Raw genomic sequence first — 16,046 nt, forward strand, 5'->3', positions numbered from 1 at the left:
CCGCTGCCGGGGTGACGCTGCCGGGGGTGACGCTGCGGTTCAGGGGGTGACGATCGGGAACGACGGATCCGCTTCGTCGGTGACCCCGACGATGGTCGCGATGGCCGACGCGTCACCGTCGAGCGTGACCCCGTCGGCACCACCACCGGCCAACAGTGCCAACAACTGCGGCTTCGTGAGCGTCACCACGAGATCCGCCGGGTCCTGCCTCCGGGTCGGGTAGTGGATGAGGACCCCGTTCGAGAGTTCCATCCGGTAGACCTCGTCCAGGTCGGTGAAATGCCAACGGACAGAGGTCGACAGGTCCCATGCCCGCGATCCGTCGATGCGGATGGCCACGCTGTCGAAGACCTGGGTGATGGTGAGGGCGGCGGCTATCCCGGCCGCACTGACCTCCGCGGGGTGGGTCCGGCCGTCGACCTCGCTGGCGCCGACCAGGTAGTTGTTGCGCCAGGTCGCACACTCCGACCCGTATCCCAACGTCGTCAGCGTGGTCGTCAAGACCTCCCGTGCGCCGGGATGATCCGGCTGCGCGAAGACGATGTGACTCGCCAGCTCGGCGGCGAACCGGAGGTCGCCCTCGTCGGCGAACTCCCGCGCCCGCGCCACGGCGGCCTCGACACCACCCATCGCCCGTACGTAGCGCGCCCCGGCGGCCTCGGGCGGATGCTGCCACAGGTGCGCCGGGTTGCCGTCGTACCACCCGAGATAGCGCTGGTAGATCGCCTTCACGTTGTGGCTCACCGAGCCGTAGTACCCGTGCGTGTGCCAGGCGGCGTCGAGTGCCGGCGGCATCGGGAAATCCTCGGCGATCTCGGCGCCGACGAATCCCTGGTTGAGTCGGCGCAGCGTCTGGTCGTGCAGATAGGCGTAGAGGTCGCGCTGTTGCGTGAGGTAGCCCAACAGTTCGTCGGTGCCCCATGTCGGCCAGTGGTGAGACGCGAATGCGACGTCGGAGTCATAGCCGAACATCTCGATCGCCTCCGCGAGATATCTCGACCATATTCGGGCATCGCGTACCTCGGCGCCACGCAGCGTCAGAAGGTTGTGGAGGTTGTGGGTCGCATTCTCCGCCAGGCACAACGCTCGGTGATCGGGAAAGTAGAAGTTCATCTCGGACGGCGCCTCGGTACCCGGCGTCACCTGGAAGATCATCCGCACACCGTCGAAGGTCTCCTCCTGCCCGGTGTGGGTGATGTCGACGGTGGGTGCGATCAGACCGACCGTCCCGGTGGACGTACTCGGCCCGAGCCCGGCCCCCAGGGTGCCGGTCGCGCCGACGGGCAGGACGATCCCGGTGTGGAACATCCCGCGGCGGAGCATCGCATTTCCCGCGTATACGTTCTCCGACACCGCATGTTCGAGGAAATGCTCGGGCGCGATGATGGGAACAGAGGTGTCGGCATCGACGACTCCGAGAACCCCGCCGAAATGATCGATGTGCGAATGCGTGTAGATCACCGCGCTCACCGGGCGATCGCCCCGGTGTTCGCGGTAGAGCGCCAATCCGGCGGCGGCGCATTCCGCCGACACCAGCGGGTCGATGACGACCACCCCGGTGTCGCCCTCGATCAGCGTCATGTTGGACAGGTCGTACCCGCGGATCTGATAGATGCCGTCGGTGACTTCGAACAACCCGTGGATCGATGTCAGTTGCGCCTGCCTCCACAGACTCGGGTTCACGGTGTCCGGACACTCGCCGGCAGTGGCTGCGGCGAACCCGTCGGCGTCGTAGACGACGCGATCCCCGGGGCCGCGGATCTGCGCCGGTTCCAGGACGCCGAGCAGACCGCGGTTGGCGTTGTCGAGGTCGGTACGGTCGGCGAAATCTGCGGACATGAGGCCTCCTCGACGGCGCGATCATCAGACGTTAACGCCATGTCCGTGCGCAGATGAGACGAATTACGATTTCCGGACAGCGGCCGTCGAGAGACATTTCTCATTACAACGCCGAAATGGAATTCACGATTTCCACGCGGAGAAAGAAATTGCGGTGACACCGCAACCGGAATGGTCGGCGAATTCTCCTAGACGGGGATCTGCGTCAGGAGACGGGTGGTCGGCTGGGCCGAACCACCGCGCGGTTCCACCGTCACCGCGAGTACCGACGAGCCGTCGAGGGCGTCCACGAGTAGCGGCGGCGGGGTCTCGCCCGGCTCGAAGAGACCGGCGGACACCGGATTCGGGTCGCCACCGACCTTCCAGAGCTGCAACTGCCGGTCGGACGGAACCGGGTTGCGGACGTCGCGCAGGACCGCGACGGCTTGGTTGCGCACCTTGGACGTCACCACCGACACCGCGCCGCGCTGGTCCCCGAGTCGACCTGCGCTGAGTGAGGCGTCGGGAGCGGACAAGACGTCGAGGACCTGGCTGCGCTGCTGGTCGGCCTGGTTCGTTGTGGTCGATGGTTCGGGTGCGGTGACCCGGCCGACCAACACACCGGCACCGAGGGCGACCACGGCGATGGCCGCGGCACTGGCGGCGATCAGCGGCCACCGACGGGAGCGACGCTCGCGATGCTCGGCGAGCGACGTCGGCGGTGGCGGTCCGGCGACATCCGGGCCGGCGATCCCGGGATCTGCCGCGTGACGGCCCGAGGGGGCGGCGGGCGGCGCGACGGGCCCGGGCCGGGTGGCGTCCGCGGCGAAGACGTAGTCGAGAACCCGCGCTCGGAGCTCGTCGGCGGGGAGCAGGGCGTACGCGGAGGCATAGTCGGCGATGACGCCCTGGATCTCGGCCACTCGCGCGTCATAGATGCCACGCTCCACGGCCGCCAGCGCGCCCAGTTCGGTCTCCACGCGCGCACGCTCGTCGTTGGGCAGGACATCCACCGCGTAGAGTTCGATGTGATCGTCCAACCATCGGGTGTCAGGCATCCGTCTGGCTCCGCAGGCAGGTTCGTAACCGGCGGAGACCGTCACGGATTCGGGATTTGATGGTCGGCAGCGGCGTCGAGGTGTGCTCCGCCACCTCGGGGTAGGACATCCCACCGAAGTACGAGAGCTCGATGCTGTCGCGCTGGAGGTCGGTCAACCGGCTCAGACAGTCGCGGAGACCCTCGGTCTCTTCCCGGTCGACCACTATCTCCAGGGCTGCCGGTTGCGGGACGGAACCATTGGAGGCGCCGAACTCGGAGACCTTGCGACGCTGGAGTTCTTCGGTGCGAACGCGGTCGACGGCGCGGCGGTGCGCGATGGTCATCATCCAGGTCAGCACCGATCCGCGAGCGGCGTGGTACTCGCCGGCCCGCTGCCAGTACTGCAGATATGCCTCCTGGACCACTTCTTCAGCGTAGTGCCGATCGCGGACGATGCGGAACGCCAGGCCGTAGATGCGTGAACTCGTGAGGTCGTAGAGACGCGCAAATGCCCCCCGATCCCCTTGAGCCGAGTCCGCGAGGAGCACACGCAGGTCGGCCTGATCCACAGCCCCAATGGTTGACACGACCTACACCGTAACCATGTCGAGACACCGATGAACCACTTCAACCGCTCTGCGATACCGGACCGTGACCAGCGATGATCCTGACCAGCGGCGACATCGGCGGCCCTGCGATATATGTCACCGGATTAAGATTTTCGACGGTTGCGTCCAGGTTGCAGATCACCATTCGTCGAGTGTCGTGTACCCGTCCTGGAGGGCACGCGCGAACAGGTGCGTCTTGGTGGGGGCGGCACGCCCGACTGCGGCGTATTTGGCCCGGATGCGCGACAGGTGGGTGCTCACCGTCGACGCGGAGATGAAGAGGCCGGAGGCTGCGTCGTCCTTGGAGTCGGCGCCCAGCCACGCGATCAGGACCTCGATCTCACGATCGGACAGCTCGGGGCGGGGCAGCACCCGACGCGGCACACTCGGCGCGTGGCGATAATCGGCGATCCTGGTCACGGTTCCGGCCACCCCTCCCTGCGGCTCGCGGTCGTGTCGTGCGCCGTCCGGGTTCGCCCCCCGGCCACCGCGTATCCCGACGTCGGCCCCGGCTGCGCCGGAGGTTCCACCACGACTGACTGCAGACACCCCACTCCTCCATTCGTGCGCATGGCGAACCGGCGATCACGACACCCCCGCATCCGCAGGTCTCCAGCAAGTCACGCTAGGGATGGACGACGTGTGCGTGGTAGACCCAGTTCGGGTGACATCAGCTGTCGATCACGACTGCGCCCCGCCCTCGCCGCGGTGCGGCATCGGCAACCAGCCGTCCTCGACTGCACGTTTGAACAGGTCGATCTTGGTGCGGGTCGGTCGGCCGGCCTCTGCATACTTCTGCCGGATCCGCTTGAGGTACTCGTTGACCGTGTCCGGTGTCACATTCAATTCGCGGCCGACGCCCACCGATGTCTCGCCGGAGGCGTAGAGCGCCAGTACGCGCTGCATCTGGGGACTGAGGTCGACCGCAGCGAGGTCGGGGTCACCATCGATGGCGGCCGCCCAGGCCGTGGTGAGTACCGCTCGACCGTCGCCTGCCGCACGCAGCGCGTCCACGATCGCGTCCTCGGAGGCCGACTTGAGGATGACGCCGAGGGCGTTCGCGCGGGCGGCCGATCGGAGCAACGCCGGGTGCTCACCCGAGGTGTAGACGACGGTTGCGATCCCGTACTCGGACAAAGTCGTGACGTTCTCGCGCGGGGTCGTGCCGTCCTTGAGTCGGAGGTCCAGGATGACGACGTCGAGTTCGGTGGTCTGCGCGAGCAGGTCGCCGACAGTCGCCGCGGACGCCCGCAGGTCGAGGTCGTCGTGGTGGCGGAGCAGTCCCTCGATCCCCCAGATGGGCGACGGGTGATCGTCGACCATGCCGATCCGCACGAGCGCACATGACCCGACATCCGACTCCGCCTCGGACCTCTGGGACGACATCGCACCAACCCCCTGCTGGATGTATTCGTCTGAGTGAACGCGAACTTTGCAAAACTAACCGATTCGGGCGACGAAAGCACCTCGACCGGGACGGTTGACCCAAATCCGCTGACCGATATCTTGCCGGGATCGGCGTCCGCGCGGTACAGACGTCCGAATGACCTGGCGGTCGAGGTAGAACGTGTTCTAGATTTGGGCGCATGAGTGCCGCTGCTTCCACCCACGATGTCCTCGGGACCACGATCACGATGCCCGTGCAGATCCGCGATGCCCGGTGCTTCGTGGCCGGCTTCACCGCCGATGCCGCCGCCGTCCGCCGCGCCATCGCGGCCGCGAGCGGCCTAGGTGTTCCAGCCTCCGAGCCGGCCGTCCGGCCCTTGCTGATCCGGCCTGGTCGGACGATGTGCATGCTGGTGTTCGTCGAGTACGTCGACGGCGACCTCGGGCCGTATCACGAGTTCGGTGTCTGCTTCCTGGTCGAGGACCCGGCGACCCCTCCCGCCTCCCCGTGGGCGGCGTTGCGCTCGCTGGCGGGCGGCGACGCACGGGCACTGGTGCACCGGCTCCCCGTCGACGGCGAGTTCACGCTGGCTGCGGGACGCGGGATCTGGGGATTCCCCAAGACGATGGCCGAGTTCAGCGTCGACCACGATTCACCGCGCCGATCCGGGCGCGTGGTCGCCGACGGTCGGCTCATCGTCGACCTCGGTATCCGCCGCGGTGTGCCGGTACCCGACTCCACGGCCGACACCGTGCTGCACGCGTACTCCCAACTCGACGGCGTTCTCCGGCGGACCCCGTGGCGCCTCACCTCGACCACCGGCACCAGGACCCGCATCGGCGGCGCGTCGCTGCGCCTGGGCACTCACGAGATCGCCGACGAGTTGCGCTCGTTGCGCCTGGGCCGGCACGCGCTGATGACGTCGTCGGTGGAGCACATCACGATGACCTTCGAGGATCCTTCGGTCGTGTCCGAGGCACGCGACTAGCTCGGCGCCGGGCTCGGACGCTCGGACTCGTCGCGGGTGGGGTGCGACCTAGACTGGTCGCACAGCCCCAGCCCGGCCCGAGGTGTGACGACCATGAGCAATGTCGAGACCGACCCAGCAGAGATCGAATGCGGTTCGCGCGCAACGCACGCCACCGGCGGTGATCCAGGTGATGACCGCTCGGATGGTGAGCACGCGCGGTTACACGTGGAGGTGCTGACCGCCCGAGACGTGCCGCTCGGCGGTCCGCGCGCGATGACGGTGCACCGCACGCTGCCGCAACGCAGGCGGTCGCTGATCGGCGCCTGGTGTTTCGCCGACCACTACGGACCCGACGACGTGTCCACCACCGGGGGTATGGACGTGGCACCGCACCCGCACACCGGCCTGCAGACGGTGAGCTGGTTGTTCAGCGGGGAGATCGAGCACCGCGACACCATCGGCAATCACGCGATGGTGCGCCCTGGTGAGGTCAACCTGATGACGGCCGGACACGGCATCGCGCACACCGAGGTGTCGACACCGGAGACGACCGAGTTGCACGGAGTGCAACTCTGGGTGGCGCTGCCGGCCACGGCCGCGGACACCGAACGTGCCTTCCACCACCACGTTCCGCGGGTCGTCGAGTCACCGGGTGTCGCCACCCGCGTCTTCCTGGGCGAACTCGTCGGCGAACGTTCGCCGGTGCCGACCTTCACCCCGCTCCTCGGAGCGGAACTGACCCTCGACCCGGGCGCAGACATCGAGCTGGCCGTCGACCCTTCGTTCGAACACGGGGTACTGGTCGACACCGGCACCGTCAGGATCGCGGACTCCGATGTCGATGCGCTGCAGCGGACCGAACTCGGTTACGTGGGTGTCGGGGCGTCGACGCTCTCGCTGCGCAACGTCGGTGACGTCACTGCTCGCGTGATCCTGCTGGGCGGTCCGCCGTTCGACGAGGAGATCATCATGTGGTGGAACTTCGTCGGCCGGAGCCACGAGGAGATCGTCCGCTTCCGCACCGAGTGGATGGACCACAGCGACCGGTTCGGCCAGGTCCGCGGCTACACCGGCCGGATACAGCATCTGCCGGCGCCGATCCTGCCGGGCACCCGCCTACGGGCCCGGCAGAACCGGCCGGGTCACGTCTGAGCCTCTGCGCCCAGCAGCCGCGCGAAGTTGGCGATCCCGGCGGCCTCCACCGCGGTCTGTCGCGCCTCCTCCGGGTTGCCGAGAGCACTCCCGCTCACGCCTGATCCGGAACCTACGACCGCACCGGCGTCCGGTCGGGGGCGCCGTCCGATCATCAGATCGACCAACTCACCAGCCGCCCGCCGCACCCGGTCGCCGAGAACGGCCGTGTCCCCGTAGGTACCGGCCCAGTCCTCGGCGGCCGCGTAGACCCCGGTCGGGACGACGATCGTGCGGAGGTAGGCGAACAGCGGACGCATCGCGTGATCGAGGACCATCGAGTGTCGCGGGCTGCCGCCGGTGGCCGCGATCAGTACCGGCTTGCCGGCCATCGCATCGACGTCGACGAGGTCCACGAACGACTTGAACAATCCACTGTAGGAACCGTTGAACACCGGGCTGGCCACGATCAGCGCGTCGGCGGCGTGTACGGCTGCCAGTGCACGCCCCGCCGCTCGGACACCGAACCCGGCCGCGGTCGAGTCGCCGATGTCGGCGATCAGGTCACGCAGGTCGATCACCTCGACGGCCGGCCGCTCATCCGGGTGACCCGCGTCGCGTAGGACGACCTCGTCGACGACCGCCCCGACGAGCCGGTCGACCAACATCCGGGTCGACGACGGGTCGCCGAGCCCGGCGTTGACCGCCACCACGTGCTGCACCGTCATGCCCGCACCTCCAGACTCTCGTCATCGGCGGCCGCCGCGTCGCGAGCAGCGACCAGTGCGGCGTGGGTCGGAGCGTCCGGAACGTCGGCCGGCCGGTTCTCGGCGAACCCGGCCCGGAGGTCGGGCAGCACCTCACCGAGCAGGTCCAACTGCTCGAGGACCGTCTTCAGCGGCAGACCGGCGTGGTCGACCAGGAACAACTGGCGCTGGTAGTCACCGAAGCTCTCCCGGAAGGTCAGGGTCTTGTCCACGAATTCCTGCGGACTGCCGACCGTCAGGGGCGTCTCGTCGGTGAACTCCTCCAGCGACGGTCCGTGTCCGTAGACGGGCGCGTTGTCGAAGTAGGGCCGGAACTCCCGGACCGCGTCCTGCGAGTTCTTGCGGATGAAGAACTGTCCACCGAGGCCGACGATGGCCTGATGGGCCGCTCCATGGCCGTAGTGCTCGTACCGCTCGCGGTAGAAGGAGATCAGCCGCTGGTAGTGCTCCTTCGGCCAGAAGATGTTGTTCGCGAAGAAGCCGTCGCCGTAGTACGCCGCCTGCTCGGCGATCTCGGGGCTCCGGATCGATCCGTGCCACACGAACGGGGCGACGTCGTCGAGCGGCCGCGGTGTCGAGGTGAACGAGGTCAACGGGGTCCGGAACCGGCCTTCCCAGTCGACGACGTCCTCGGTCCAGAGTCGGTGCAGCAGTGCGTAGTTCTCGATCGCCAGCGGGATGCCCTGCCGGATGTCCTTGCCGAACCACGGATAGACCGGCCCGGTGTTGCCGCGTCCCAGCGTCAGGTCGACCCGACCGTCGGCGAGGTGTTGCAGCATCGCGAAGTCCTCCGCGATCTTCACCGGATCGTTGGTGGTGATCAGGGTGGTCGCGGTCGAGAGCTGCAAGCGCTGTGTCTGGGCCGCGATGTAGGCCAGCGTGGTGGTCGGTGACGACGAGAAGAACGGCCGGTTGTGATGCTCGCCGAGTGCGAACACGTCCAGGCCGATGTCCTCGGCCTTGCGCGCGATCTCGACGATGGCCTTGATGCGCTCGTTCTCGGTCGGCGCCCGACCGGTGGTCGGGTCGACGGTGATGTCACTGACGCTGAACAATCCGAACTGCATGTCGGGGCCTTTCTCATCGGCGGAACTCATCCAGGATAACCGGACCACGGTCCGGATAATTCCTCGTCGGTGTTGGTACGGCCGTGAGTTAGTGTGGGCTCACCCAAGAGGAGGAGTCCTGATGAAACTTCGCAAATCTGTTGCCGCACTCGCCGTGGCGGGCGCGGCGGTGTTTGTCGCCGCAGGGTGCTCGTCGAGCACCGACAGCGTCGACGAGGTCACGAGCCAGGCGTCGACCGCCATCGAATCCGCCGCCGACAAGGTGACCGATGCGGTCTCCGGGCTCGATGCGGACGGCGCACAGAAGACCCTGCGCATCGCGGTCGACCCGAACACCACGAGCGAGGATCTCGACAAGGCCGTCGACACCACGAACCCGGTGACGAAGGCGGCCCTGCAGGGCTTCGCCAAGGCATCGAACGCGGCCGGCTACACCCCCGAGGTGTACACGGTGAAAGAGGTCAAGGGCGACGGAGACAACAAGGCCACCGCCACGGTCGCCGTGAAGTCCCCGCACGCACCGCAACCGGTGGACATCCAGTTGTCCTACGTCAAGATCGACGGCGACTGGAAGCTCAGCGGCGACGCGGTCACCCAGCTCGGCTCGATGGGCGGCCAGCACGGCGGCTGATCGCAGCCGCTGACCAGCACGTGAGCGCCCCGGCACGGGCGATCGGGACCCCGGTCGCGATCCCGCGCCGGGGCGCTCTGCTGTGTTCGGCCGGTACCATCGAGGAATCTTCAGGCTCACCGCAGGAGGTGTCGTGCGCGCGACCGATCATCCGACACATCCCATCGAGCCGCCGGTCACCGACCGGCACCGGATCTGGCCGACCTCACTCGACACCGATCCGGAACGCCTCGGCCCACTGCCGGAGTCCCGACATGCGACGCTGATCGACACCTCGGCGCCGGCGTGGGCATCGGAATGGGCCGACGCTCCCCGACCGCGTACCGACGGTCCATTACCCGCAGTCGGCGATTACTGGGACCTCGAGCATCCCGATCCGCTGCCGGTGCCGGTGGCACCGACCATCCGTCCGCATCCCAGCGCCGTCGCGGCCTACGGCAGGAGCCCCGGGGTCGCGGTGGTGCGTTCGCGACCATCCGGGCGGGCGTCGGCGGCGTTGGCCCTGTCGCTGGTGTCGCTGCCACTTCTGCTGCTCTTCGGACTGGGTGCGATCCTCGGCTCGATCGCCGTGGTGCTCGGGATCTCGGCAGTGCGACAGATCAGCCGCCAACCCGATGTCCACGGAAACGGACGCGCGATCACCGGCGTGGTCGTCGGCACCGGAAGCGCGATTGTCGGGACACCGTTCCTGGTGATCACGCTGGGTCTCATCGCGCTGCTCTGAGCACCCGAGCATCCGAACAGACAGGAGCGGCCCGGACCGAGGTCCGGGCCGCTCGACTGGTTGTCTGCGTGAGGGTGTTGGAGGTGGCGTCAGCCGACCGCGCGCAGCGGCTTCGGCGACGCGACGGTCCGGTCGATATCGCGACCCAGCCAGGCGAGCACCTCGCCGAAGACCCGGGTGAACTCGACCACGCCGTCGATGTAGCTCAGCGAGGGGATGGCGTGCATCAGGCCCGCCACGAATGCCGAGTCCCGCGACATGGAATTGCGCTCCATGATCGCCTCGTAGGACTCGATGCTTTCCGCGAGGGCGCCATAGGTGACGGCTTCGCCGCCGAATCGCACCGCGGTCAGGCGAGGGGTCGCCTCGGCGCGCCGGATGATGTCGTGCCGGATATCGTGAATCATGAGAACGCTCCCCCGCGCTCGGTAACCTCGACCTCGGCCATATCGCCTCCCAGTTCGCTACGGCCCCTCGGTCCTTGGTACTACTTTGCCCTACCTGGTGTTCACGTGGAGCATGGGCCGCCTATTTGTGATTTGTTCCACACGATTTACGGTAACAATCTCACGTTCGCAATGCTACCCGTGTTACTGCTGTGTTTTAAGTGGCCAAAGTGCATGATGTGCAAGTGTTATCGCGGCGTCACGTCCCCGCGACCCTGCCCTTCGGTGCCGGCTGGTCGGTTCCGACCTGACGGCCCGTGACCTCGCCCCGTCACCACAGTCCGAGGGTCACCACAGTCCGAGGGGCACCACAGTCCGGGGGCCCGGCCGGCATCACCGCGGCTAGGCGTCGCCGCGTGCGGCCTTGTCTGCTTCCATTGCATCGATCAGGCTCTTCGGCCGCAGATCGGTCCAGTTCTGCTCGACGTACTCCAGGCACGCGGCGCGGCTGTCCTCGCCGAACACCTTGTTCCACCCGGCCGGGATGTCGGCGAAGGTGGGCCACAGCGAGTGCTGGTTCTCGTCGTTGACCAGCACGAAGAACCGGCCGTCCTCGTCATCGAAGGGGTTGGTCATTGGTCACTCCTCATCAGTTGTTGGATCAAGGATATTAGGTGGTCCGACGACGTCGTCGGAAGCGTTCACCGCAGCATCGAGCAGTGGCCCGATCACGGCGAGTGAGTCGGCATCGGCCATCCCCAGATGGTGTGTGTCGACGTCGACGTTGGTCACGGTCCCGGTGACGAACGGGCGCCAGCTCTCCGCCATCGCCGCGGGGTCGTCCTTGTCGGCGGTGGCCGTGAACACCAGCATGTCGCCGGTGAACACCGTCGGCCGGAAGTCCATCACGACCCGCGCCGACGACTCGAAGCTGTCCATGATGCGTTGCACCTGACCGGCGTCGAGCAGGCCCATCCCGGCGATCTGACCGCGGATGATCTCGGTGACCTCCTCGGGGGTGGCGGCATGGACGTCGTCGCCGAGGTCGAAGAGTTCGCGCCATCCGCCGAGGATGTCCACGACGACGGAACCGTCGGGTCCCTCCGCACCATCGGCCGCCTCGGTCGAGGACTCCGGCACCGAGGCCGCGTGGTCGAGTTCCTGCTCGTCCTCCGGACGCGAGTCCATGATGCCCAGGAAGGCAACCGACTCCCCCAGCTCCTGCAGTCGGGTGGCCATCGCCTGTGCGATGACACCGCCGACCGACCATCCGAGCAGGTGGTACGGCCCCGACGGCTGGATGCGGCGGATCTCGTCCACGTAGCGCTCCGCCAGACGGTGCGCATCGGTCTCGGTGGGTTCCCCGGTCACCACATGTGGGTCCTGCAGCCCGTGGATCGGACGGTCGGTCAGGTAGGGCGCCAGCCCGCCGTAGAACCACGCGAGCCCGCCGGCCGGGTGGACGCAGAACAATGCGGGTCTGCTGCCGTCGGGCCGCAACGTGATCACCACGTCGTCGCTGACCGCGTTGCCCTGCGCGATCCGTCCCGCGAGGCCGCGGGCGGTGGCGTCGGAGAACAACCATGCGAGTTCCACCGGCAGGTTGTGGCGATCGCGGATGCGGGCGATCACGCGGGTCGCCGCCAGCGAGTTGCCGCCGAGGTCGAAGAACGACTCGGTGACGCCGACCTGGTCGATCCCCAGCACGTCGGCGAACACGTCGGCCACCGCACGCTCCACCTCGTTCGCCGGCGCCACGTAGGTGGCCTCGGAGATCTGTGGCCGGGGCAGTTCCCGACGGTTTACCTTGCCCGCCGACGACAACGGCATCACGTCGAGCGGGACCCAGACCGACGGGCGCATGTACTCCGGCAAGGACCGCGCGACCGTACCGCGTACGGCGTCCAGGTCGACACCCTCCGCGGGTGCGACGTAGGCGACCAACTGATCCCCCGCAGGCCCCGACACGACGGTCGCCGCGGTGTGCACGACACCTGGTACGGCGGCGACCACCGCCTCGATCTCGCCGAGTTCGAGGCGCTGACCGCGGAGCTTCACCTGGAAGTCGATGCGCCCCAGGTACTCGAGCTCTCCGCCGCGGTTCCAGCGCACGCGGTCACCGGTGCGGTAGAGGCGCGATCCCGGCGCACCGGACGGGTCGGCGACGAAGCGTTCCGCCGACAGCGCCGGTTGCGCCGCGTACCCACGGGCGACCTGGACACCACCGAGGTACAACTCGCCCGCGACGCCCGGCGGTACCGGTCGCAACCGGTTGTCGAGCACCATGGCCGTCGTGTTCGGCACGGGACGGCCGATCGGCACCGTCGTCTCACCGGCCAGCACCTGATGTCCGGTCACGTCCACCGCAGCTTCGGTGGGCCCGTACAGGTTGTGCAGGCCGATCGCCGGCAGGGCCGCGAGCACCGACTGTGCGGTCGGGACCGTCAGGGCCTCGCCGGAGGTGAAGAGGAGTCGGACCGTATCGAGGGCCGCGAGCCGCTGCGGCCCGAGCACCTCGACGAAGGTGGACAGCATCGACGGCACGAAGTGCAGCACCGAGACCCGGTCACGGGCGATGACCTCGGCGAGATGCTCGGGATCGCCGTGGCGGCCGGGATCCAGGACGGTCAGGGTCGCACCGACCGTGAACGGCCAGAACAACTCCCACACGGACACGTCGAAGGTGTACGGCGTCTTCTGCGCGACCACGTCGCCCACCGCGACGGGATACCGGTCCTGCATCCATGCGATGCGGTTCGCGATCGCGCGGTGCGAGACCGTCACGCCCTTGGGCACACCGGTGGAGCCCGATGTGAAGAGCGTGTACGCGGCATGGTCGGGTCGCAGCGGCGTGATCCGTTCGGCGGCGGCGATCGCCGCCGTACCCGGGTCGACGGCCCGGTCGGCGGTGACCTGTGTGACACCCACTCCCAGCTCGTCGGCGACCTCCACGATCGCAGCCACCGCAGCACGGTCGGCGACCAGCAGTCGCTGCGCGGATGCCGCCCGCAGCATCGCGCGGGCACGATCGGCAGGTGCATCGACGTCGACGGGTACGTACTGCCCGCCGGCCGCGGCGATCGCATGGATGGCGAGCAGCATCTCCGCCGACCGCGGGATGCTCACCGCCACCGCCACATCCGGGCCGACGCCGACTGCGATCAACTCGCGAGCCAGTTCGGCTGTCCGGGCGCCGAACTCACCGTAGGTCATCTCGCGGCCACCTGCGGTCAGTGCCACGTCGTCGGGCGCCTCCGCGGCGCGCGCAGCGATCGCATCCGGCAGCAGTTGCCCGCCCTCGGAGACCGTGGCCCCGCGTGCCCAGCCCGCCACGTCGGCCTGCTCTGCGGCCGAGGCGATCTCGACGTCCGCGACACCGACGGTCGGATCGGCGGTCAGGTCGTCGAGCAGGCGGACGAACCGTTCGGCGAGTCCGGCGGCCGTGCTCTGGTCGAAGAGGTCCGTGGCGTAGACGACCGATCCCGTCCAGTCCTCCGCCGCCCCGGCGGCGCCGACAGTCACCGTCAGGTCGAGTTGCGCGGGGATCTGCGGCGGTTCGACGGGAGTGACCTCGAGACCCGCGACGGTGCCGCCCACCAGACCACCGGACGCCGTCGCGGGGACCGCGACCTGGTCGAAGGTCAGCATGACCTGCGCCAGCGGTGAGAACGCCTCGGAGCGTGTCGGGTTGAGGGACTCGACGACCGTCTCGAACGGGACGTCGGCGTTGGCGAATGCGTCCAGCCCGGTGGTCCGCACCTCGTCGACGAGCCCCGCGAAGTCGGTGTCCTCACGCAGCCGCGCGCGCAGGACGAGCGTGTTGACGAACATCCCCACGACCGGATCGAGAACGCGCTGACCGCGTCCGGCGATCGGGGTCGCGACCGCGACGTCGTCGGTGGCGGCGAGTCGGCCCAGCAGGACCGACAGCGCGGCCTGGACGACCATGAACGGGGTGGCCGATCGTGCGGCGGCCAGGTCCGTGATGCGTTCGACGACCCGGGCCGGGATGGTGAAGCCGACCTGCGCGCCGCGGTGCGACGCAACCGCCGGACGAGCACGATCGGTCGGGATGTCGATGACGTCGGGCAGACCCGCCAGCTGATCGGTCCAGTACGCGAGTTGCGCACCGACCACCGAACCCGGGTCCTGGGCCGATCCCAACACCGCGTGCTGCCAGATGGCGTAGTCCGCGAACTGGACCTCGAGCGGCGTGAACGTCGGTGCCACACCGGCGGTCCGCGCGGTGTAGGCGGCCACCACGTCCCCGATGAGCGGGACCATCGACTCGCCGTCGGCAGCGATGTGGTGTACCACCACGGCGAGCACGTGCTCGCCCTCGGCGGCCGTCCACAGCCGGGCGCGGACGGGCCACTCTCGCGACACGTCGAATCCACGGGTGAGGGCGCGCTCGAGGTCGGCCTGGGAGTCGACCACGGCCCAGTCGAGCCGAGCCGTAACCGATTCGGCATCCTCGACCACCTGGTACGCCACACCGTCGACCGACGGGAACGTCGTGCGCAGGACCTCGTGGCGGACGACCGCATCGCCGAGCGCGGCATGCAGCGCGTCGACATCCGGCGTGCCGCTCAACCGCAGCACAACCGGGATGTTGTAGGTCGCGGAGGTCGGATCGAACTGGTTGATGAACCACATCCGCTGCTGCGCGAACGACAACGGGATGTGCGACGGACGGGGGCGGACAGCGACGACCGGGGCCAGTCCGGCCGCCCGTCCCGCGACCGCCGCGACCAGCTCGCGCACCGACGGCGCTTCGAAGAGATCACGCACGGACACATCGGTGTCCAGCACGTCACCCACCCGGGAGGCCAATCGCATCGCCGACAACGAGTTGCCGCCGGCATCGAAGAAGCCTGCGGTGACGCTGATCTCGTCGAGTCCGAGGACGTCGGCGAAGACCGCGGCGACCGCCTGCTCGTCACCCGATGCAGCAGCGACGAACTCACCCGATGCTCCGCCGAGGTCGGGCGCCGGCAGTGCCCGACGGTCCAGTTTGCCCGCGGAGTTGAGTGACACGTGCTCGATGGGCATCCACACCGACGGGCGCATGTACTCCGGCAGCGACTCGGCGACCGCCGTACGCACAGCGTCAAGGTCCACCGTGGCCGGCGACACGTAGGCGACGAGGTGCTGGGCACCCGAGGGGGCCGCCACCACGGTCGCTGCCGTGTGGACGACGCCCGGCACGGAGGCGATGACCGATTCGATCTCGCCGAGTTCGATCCGCTGGCCGCGCAACTTCACCTGGAAGTCGGTGCGACCCAGGTACTCGATCTCGCCGGTGGTGTTCCAGCGCACCAGGTCTCCGGTGCGATAGAGGCGTTCACCGGGGCCACCGAACGGATCCGCGACGAATCGTTCGGCCGACAGGTCCGGACGTCCCGCATAGCCGCGCGCGATCTGGACACCGCCGAGGTAGAGCTCACCGGGCACCCCGGCGGGAACCGGTCGCAGCCGGGCATCGAGGACCCACGTGGTGGTGTTCCACACCGGGTGG

14 protein-coding genes are annotated in these 16,046 nt (G+C 68.3%); 4 read left to right on the forward strand and 10 right to left on the reverse strand.

Annotated features, from left to right (window positions below):
* Positions 1–39 precede the first annotated feature (39 nt).
* The 5 genes from GS4_RS00395 to GS4_RS00415 all read right to left on the reverse strand — a co-directional run bounded on the left by GS4_RS00395 (position 40) and on the right by GS4_RS00415 (position 4,851).
* Positions 40–1,839: an alkyl/aryl-sulfatase gene (locus GS4_RS00395; RefSeq protein ID WP_007616332.1), complete on the reverse strand. Its 1,800-nt coding sequence runs from the start codon at positions 1,837–1,839 to the stop codon at positions 40–42.
* 188 nt (positions 1,840–2,027) lie between these two features.
* The gene (locus tag GS4_RS00400; RefSeq protein ID WP_007616334.1) at positions 2,028–2,876 is read right to left on the reverse strand and encodes an anti-sigma factor; all 849 of its coding nucleotides are present in this window, start codon (positions 2,874–2,876) and stop codon (positions 2,028–2,030) included.
* On the reverse strand, positions 2,869–3,444 hold the full coding sequence (locus tag GS4_RS00405; RefSeq protein WP_007616336.1) for a sigma-70 family RNA polymerase sigma factor: 576 nt from the start codon (positions 3,442–3,444) through the stop codon (positions 2,869–2,871). The genes GS4_RS00400 and GS4_RS00405 overlap by 8 nt, the downstream gene beginning before the upstream one ends.
* Positions 3,445–3,603: 159 nt before the next feature.
* A complete protein-coding gene (locus tag GS4_RS00410; protein WP_245555524.1) occupies positions 3,604–3,885 on the reverse strand; it encodes a LuxR C-terminal-related transcriptional regulator in 282 nt (93 codons plus the stop codon).
* Positions 3,886–4,146: 261 nt separating this feature from the next.
* The gene (locus tag GS4_RS00415; protein ID WP_007616339.1) at positions 4,147–4,851 is read right to left on the reverse strand and encodes a response regulator transcription factor; all 705 of its coding nucleotides are present in this window, start codon (positions 4,849–4,851) and stop codon (positions 4,147–4,149) included.
* Between the two features lie 200 nt (positions 4,852–5,051).
* On the opposite strand from GS4_RS00415, the gene GS4_RS00420 reads away from it, so the two are divergent.
* Entirely contained in the window at positions 5,052–5,840 is a 789-nt protein-coding gene (locus GS4_RS00420) for an acetoacetate decarboxylase family protein (protein WP_007616341.1), read from the forward strand.
* Between the two features lie 93 nt (positions 5,841–5,933).
* A complete protein-coding gene (locus GS4_RS00425) occupies positions 5,934–6,974 on the forward strand; it encodes a pirin family protein (protein ID WP_007616343.1) in 1,041 nt (346 codons plus the stop codon).
* On the opposite strand, the gene GS4_RS00430 is transcribed toward GS4_RS00425, so the two are convergent.
* Both GS4_RS00430 and GS4_RS00435 read right to left on the reverse strand, forming a co-directional pair.
* Complete coding sequence (locus tag GS4_RS00430) at positions 6,965–7,681, reverse strand: CE1759 family FMN reductase (protein ID WP_007616345.1); 717 nt, start codon at positions 7,679–7,681, stop codon at positions 6,965–6,967. The two genes, GS4_RS00425 and GS4_RS00430, sit on opposite strands and share 10 nt — an antisense overlap.
* Positions 7,678–8,787: an LLM class flavin-dependent oxidoreductase gene (locus GS4_RS00435; RefSeq protein ID WP_007616347.1), complete on the reverse strand. Its 1,110-nt coding sequence runs from the start codon at positions 8,785–8,787 to the stop codon at positions 7,678–7,680. The genes GS4_RS00430 and GS4_RS00435 overlap by 4 nt, the downstream gene beginning before the upstream one ends.
* A gap of 121 nt (positions 8,788–8,908) precedes the next feature.
* Between GS4_RS00435 and GS4_RS00440 the strand changes: the two genes are divergently transcribed.
* Together GS4_RS00440 and GS4_RS00445 are read left to right on the forward strand one after the other, a co-directional pair.
* Positions 8,909–9,418, forward strand: a complete 510-nt coding sequence (locus tag GS4_RS00440) for an MTB12 C-terminal domain-containing protein (protein WP_007616349.1) — start codon at positions 8,909–8,911, stop codon at positions 9,416–9,418.
* A gap of 133 nt (positions 9,419–9,551) precedes the next feature.
* The gene (locus GS4_RS00445) at positions 9,552–10,142 is read left to right on the forward strand and encodes a hypothetical protein (RefSeq protein WP_007616350.1); all 591 of its coding nucleotides are present in this window, start codon (positions 9,552–9,554) and stop codon (positions 10,140–10,142) included.
* A gap of 89 nt (positions 10,143–10,231) precedes the next feature.
* On the opposite strand, the gene GS4_RS00450 is transcribed toward GS4_RS00445, so the two are convergent.
* The 3 genes from GS4_RS00450 to GS4_RS00460 form a co-directional block, all read right to left on the reverse strand.
* Positions 10,232–10,549, reverse strand: coding sequence for a hypothetical protein (locus GS4_RS00450; protein ID WP_007616352.1), 318 nt, complete (start codon positions 10,547–10,549; stop codon positions 10,232–10,234).
* 381 nt (positions 10,550–10,930) lie between these two features.
* Complete coding sequence (locus GS4_RS00455; RefSeq protein ID WP_007616353.1) at positions 10,931–11,164, reverse strand: MbtH family protein; 234 nt, start codon at positions 11,162–11,164, stop codon at positions 10,931–10,933.
* A gap of 3 nt (positions 11,165–11,167) precedes the next feature.
* The coding region (locus GS4_RS00460) for a non-ribosomal peptide synthetase (RefSeq protein ID WP_007616355.1) at positions 11,168–16,046 on the reverse strand (4,879 nt) is incomplete at its 5' end.

This window comes from Gordonia soli NBRC 108243, from assembly GCF_000334455.1.
Lineage (GTDB): Bacteria > Actinomycetota > Actinomycetes > Mycobacteriales > Mycobacteriaceae > Gordonia > Gordonia soli.

Coding starts and splice junctions, on each gene's coding strand:
- GS4_RS00395 (WP_007616332.1), bottom strand. CDS start 1,839: ATGTCCGCAGATTTCGCCGACCGTACCGACCTCGACAACGCCAACCGC.
- GS4_RS00400 (WP_007616334.1), bottom strand. CDS start 2,876: ATGCCTGACACCCGATGGTTGGACGATCACATCGAACTCTACGCGGTG.
- GS4_RS00415 (WP_007616339.1), bottom strand. CDS start 4,851: ATGTCGTCCCAGAGGTCCGAGGCGGAGTCGGATGTCGGGTCATGTGCG.
- GS4_RS00420 (WP_007616341.1), top strand. CDS start 5,052: ATGAGTGCCGCTGCTTCCACCCACGATGTCCTCGGGACCACGATCACG.
- GS4_RS00425 (WP_007616343.1), top strand. CDS start 5,934: ATGAGCAATGTCGAGACCGACCCAGCAGAGATCGAATGCGGTTCGCGC.
- GS4_RS00430 (WP_007616345.1), bottom strand. CDS start 7,681: ATGACGGTGCAGCACGTGGTGGCGGTCAACGCCGGGCTCGGCGACCCG.
- GS4_RS00435 (WP_007616347.1), bottom strand. CDS start 8,787: ATGCAGTTCGGATTGTTCAGCGTCAGTGACATCACCGTCGACCCGACC.
- GS4_RS00440 (WP_007616349.1), top strand. CDS start 8,909: ATGAAACTTCGCAAATCTGTTGCCGCACTCGCCGTGGCGGGCGCGGCG.
- GS4_RS00450 (WP_007616352.1), bottom strand. CDS start 10,549: ATGATTCACGATATCCGGCACGACATCATCCGGCGCGCCGAGGCGACC.
- GS4_RS00455 (WP_007616353.1), bottom strand. CDS start 11,164: ATGACCAACCCCTTCGATGACGAGGACGGCCGGTTCTTCGTGCTGGTC.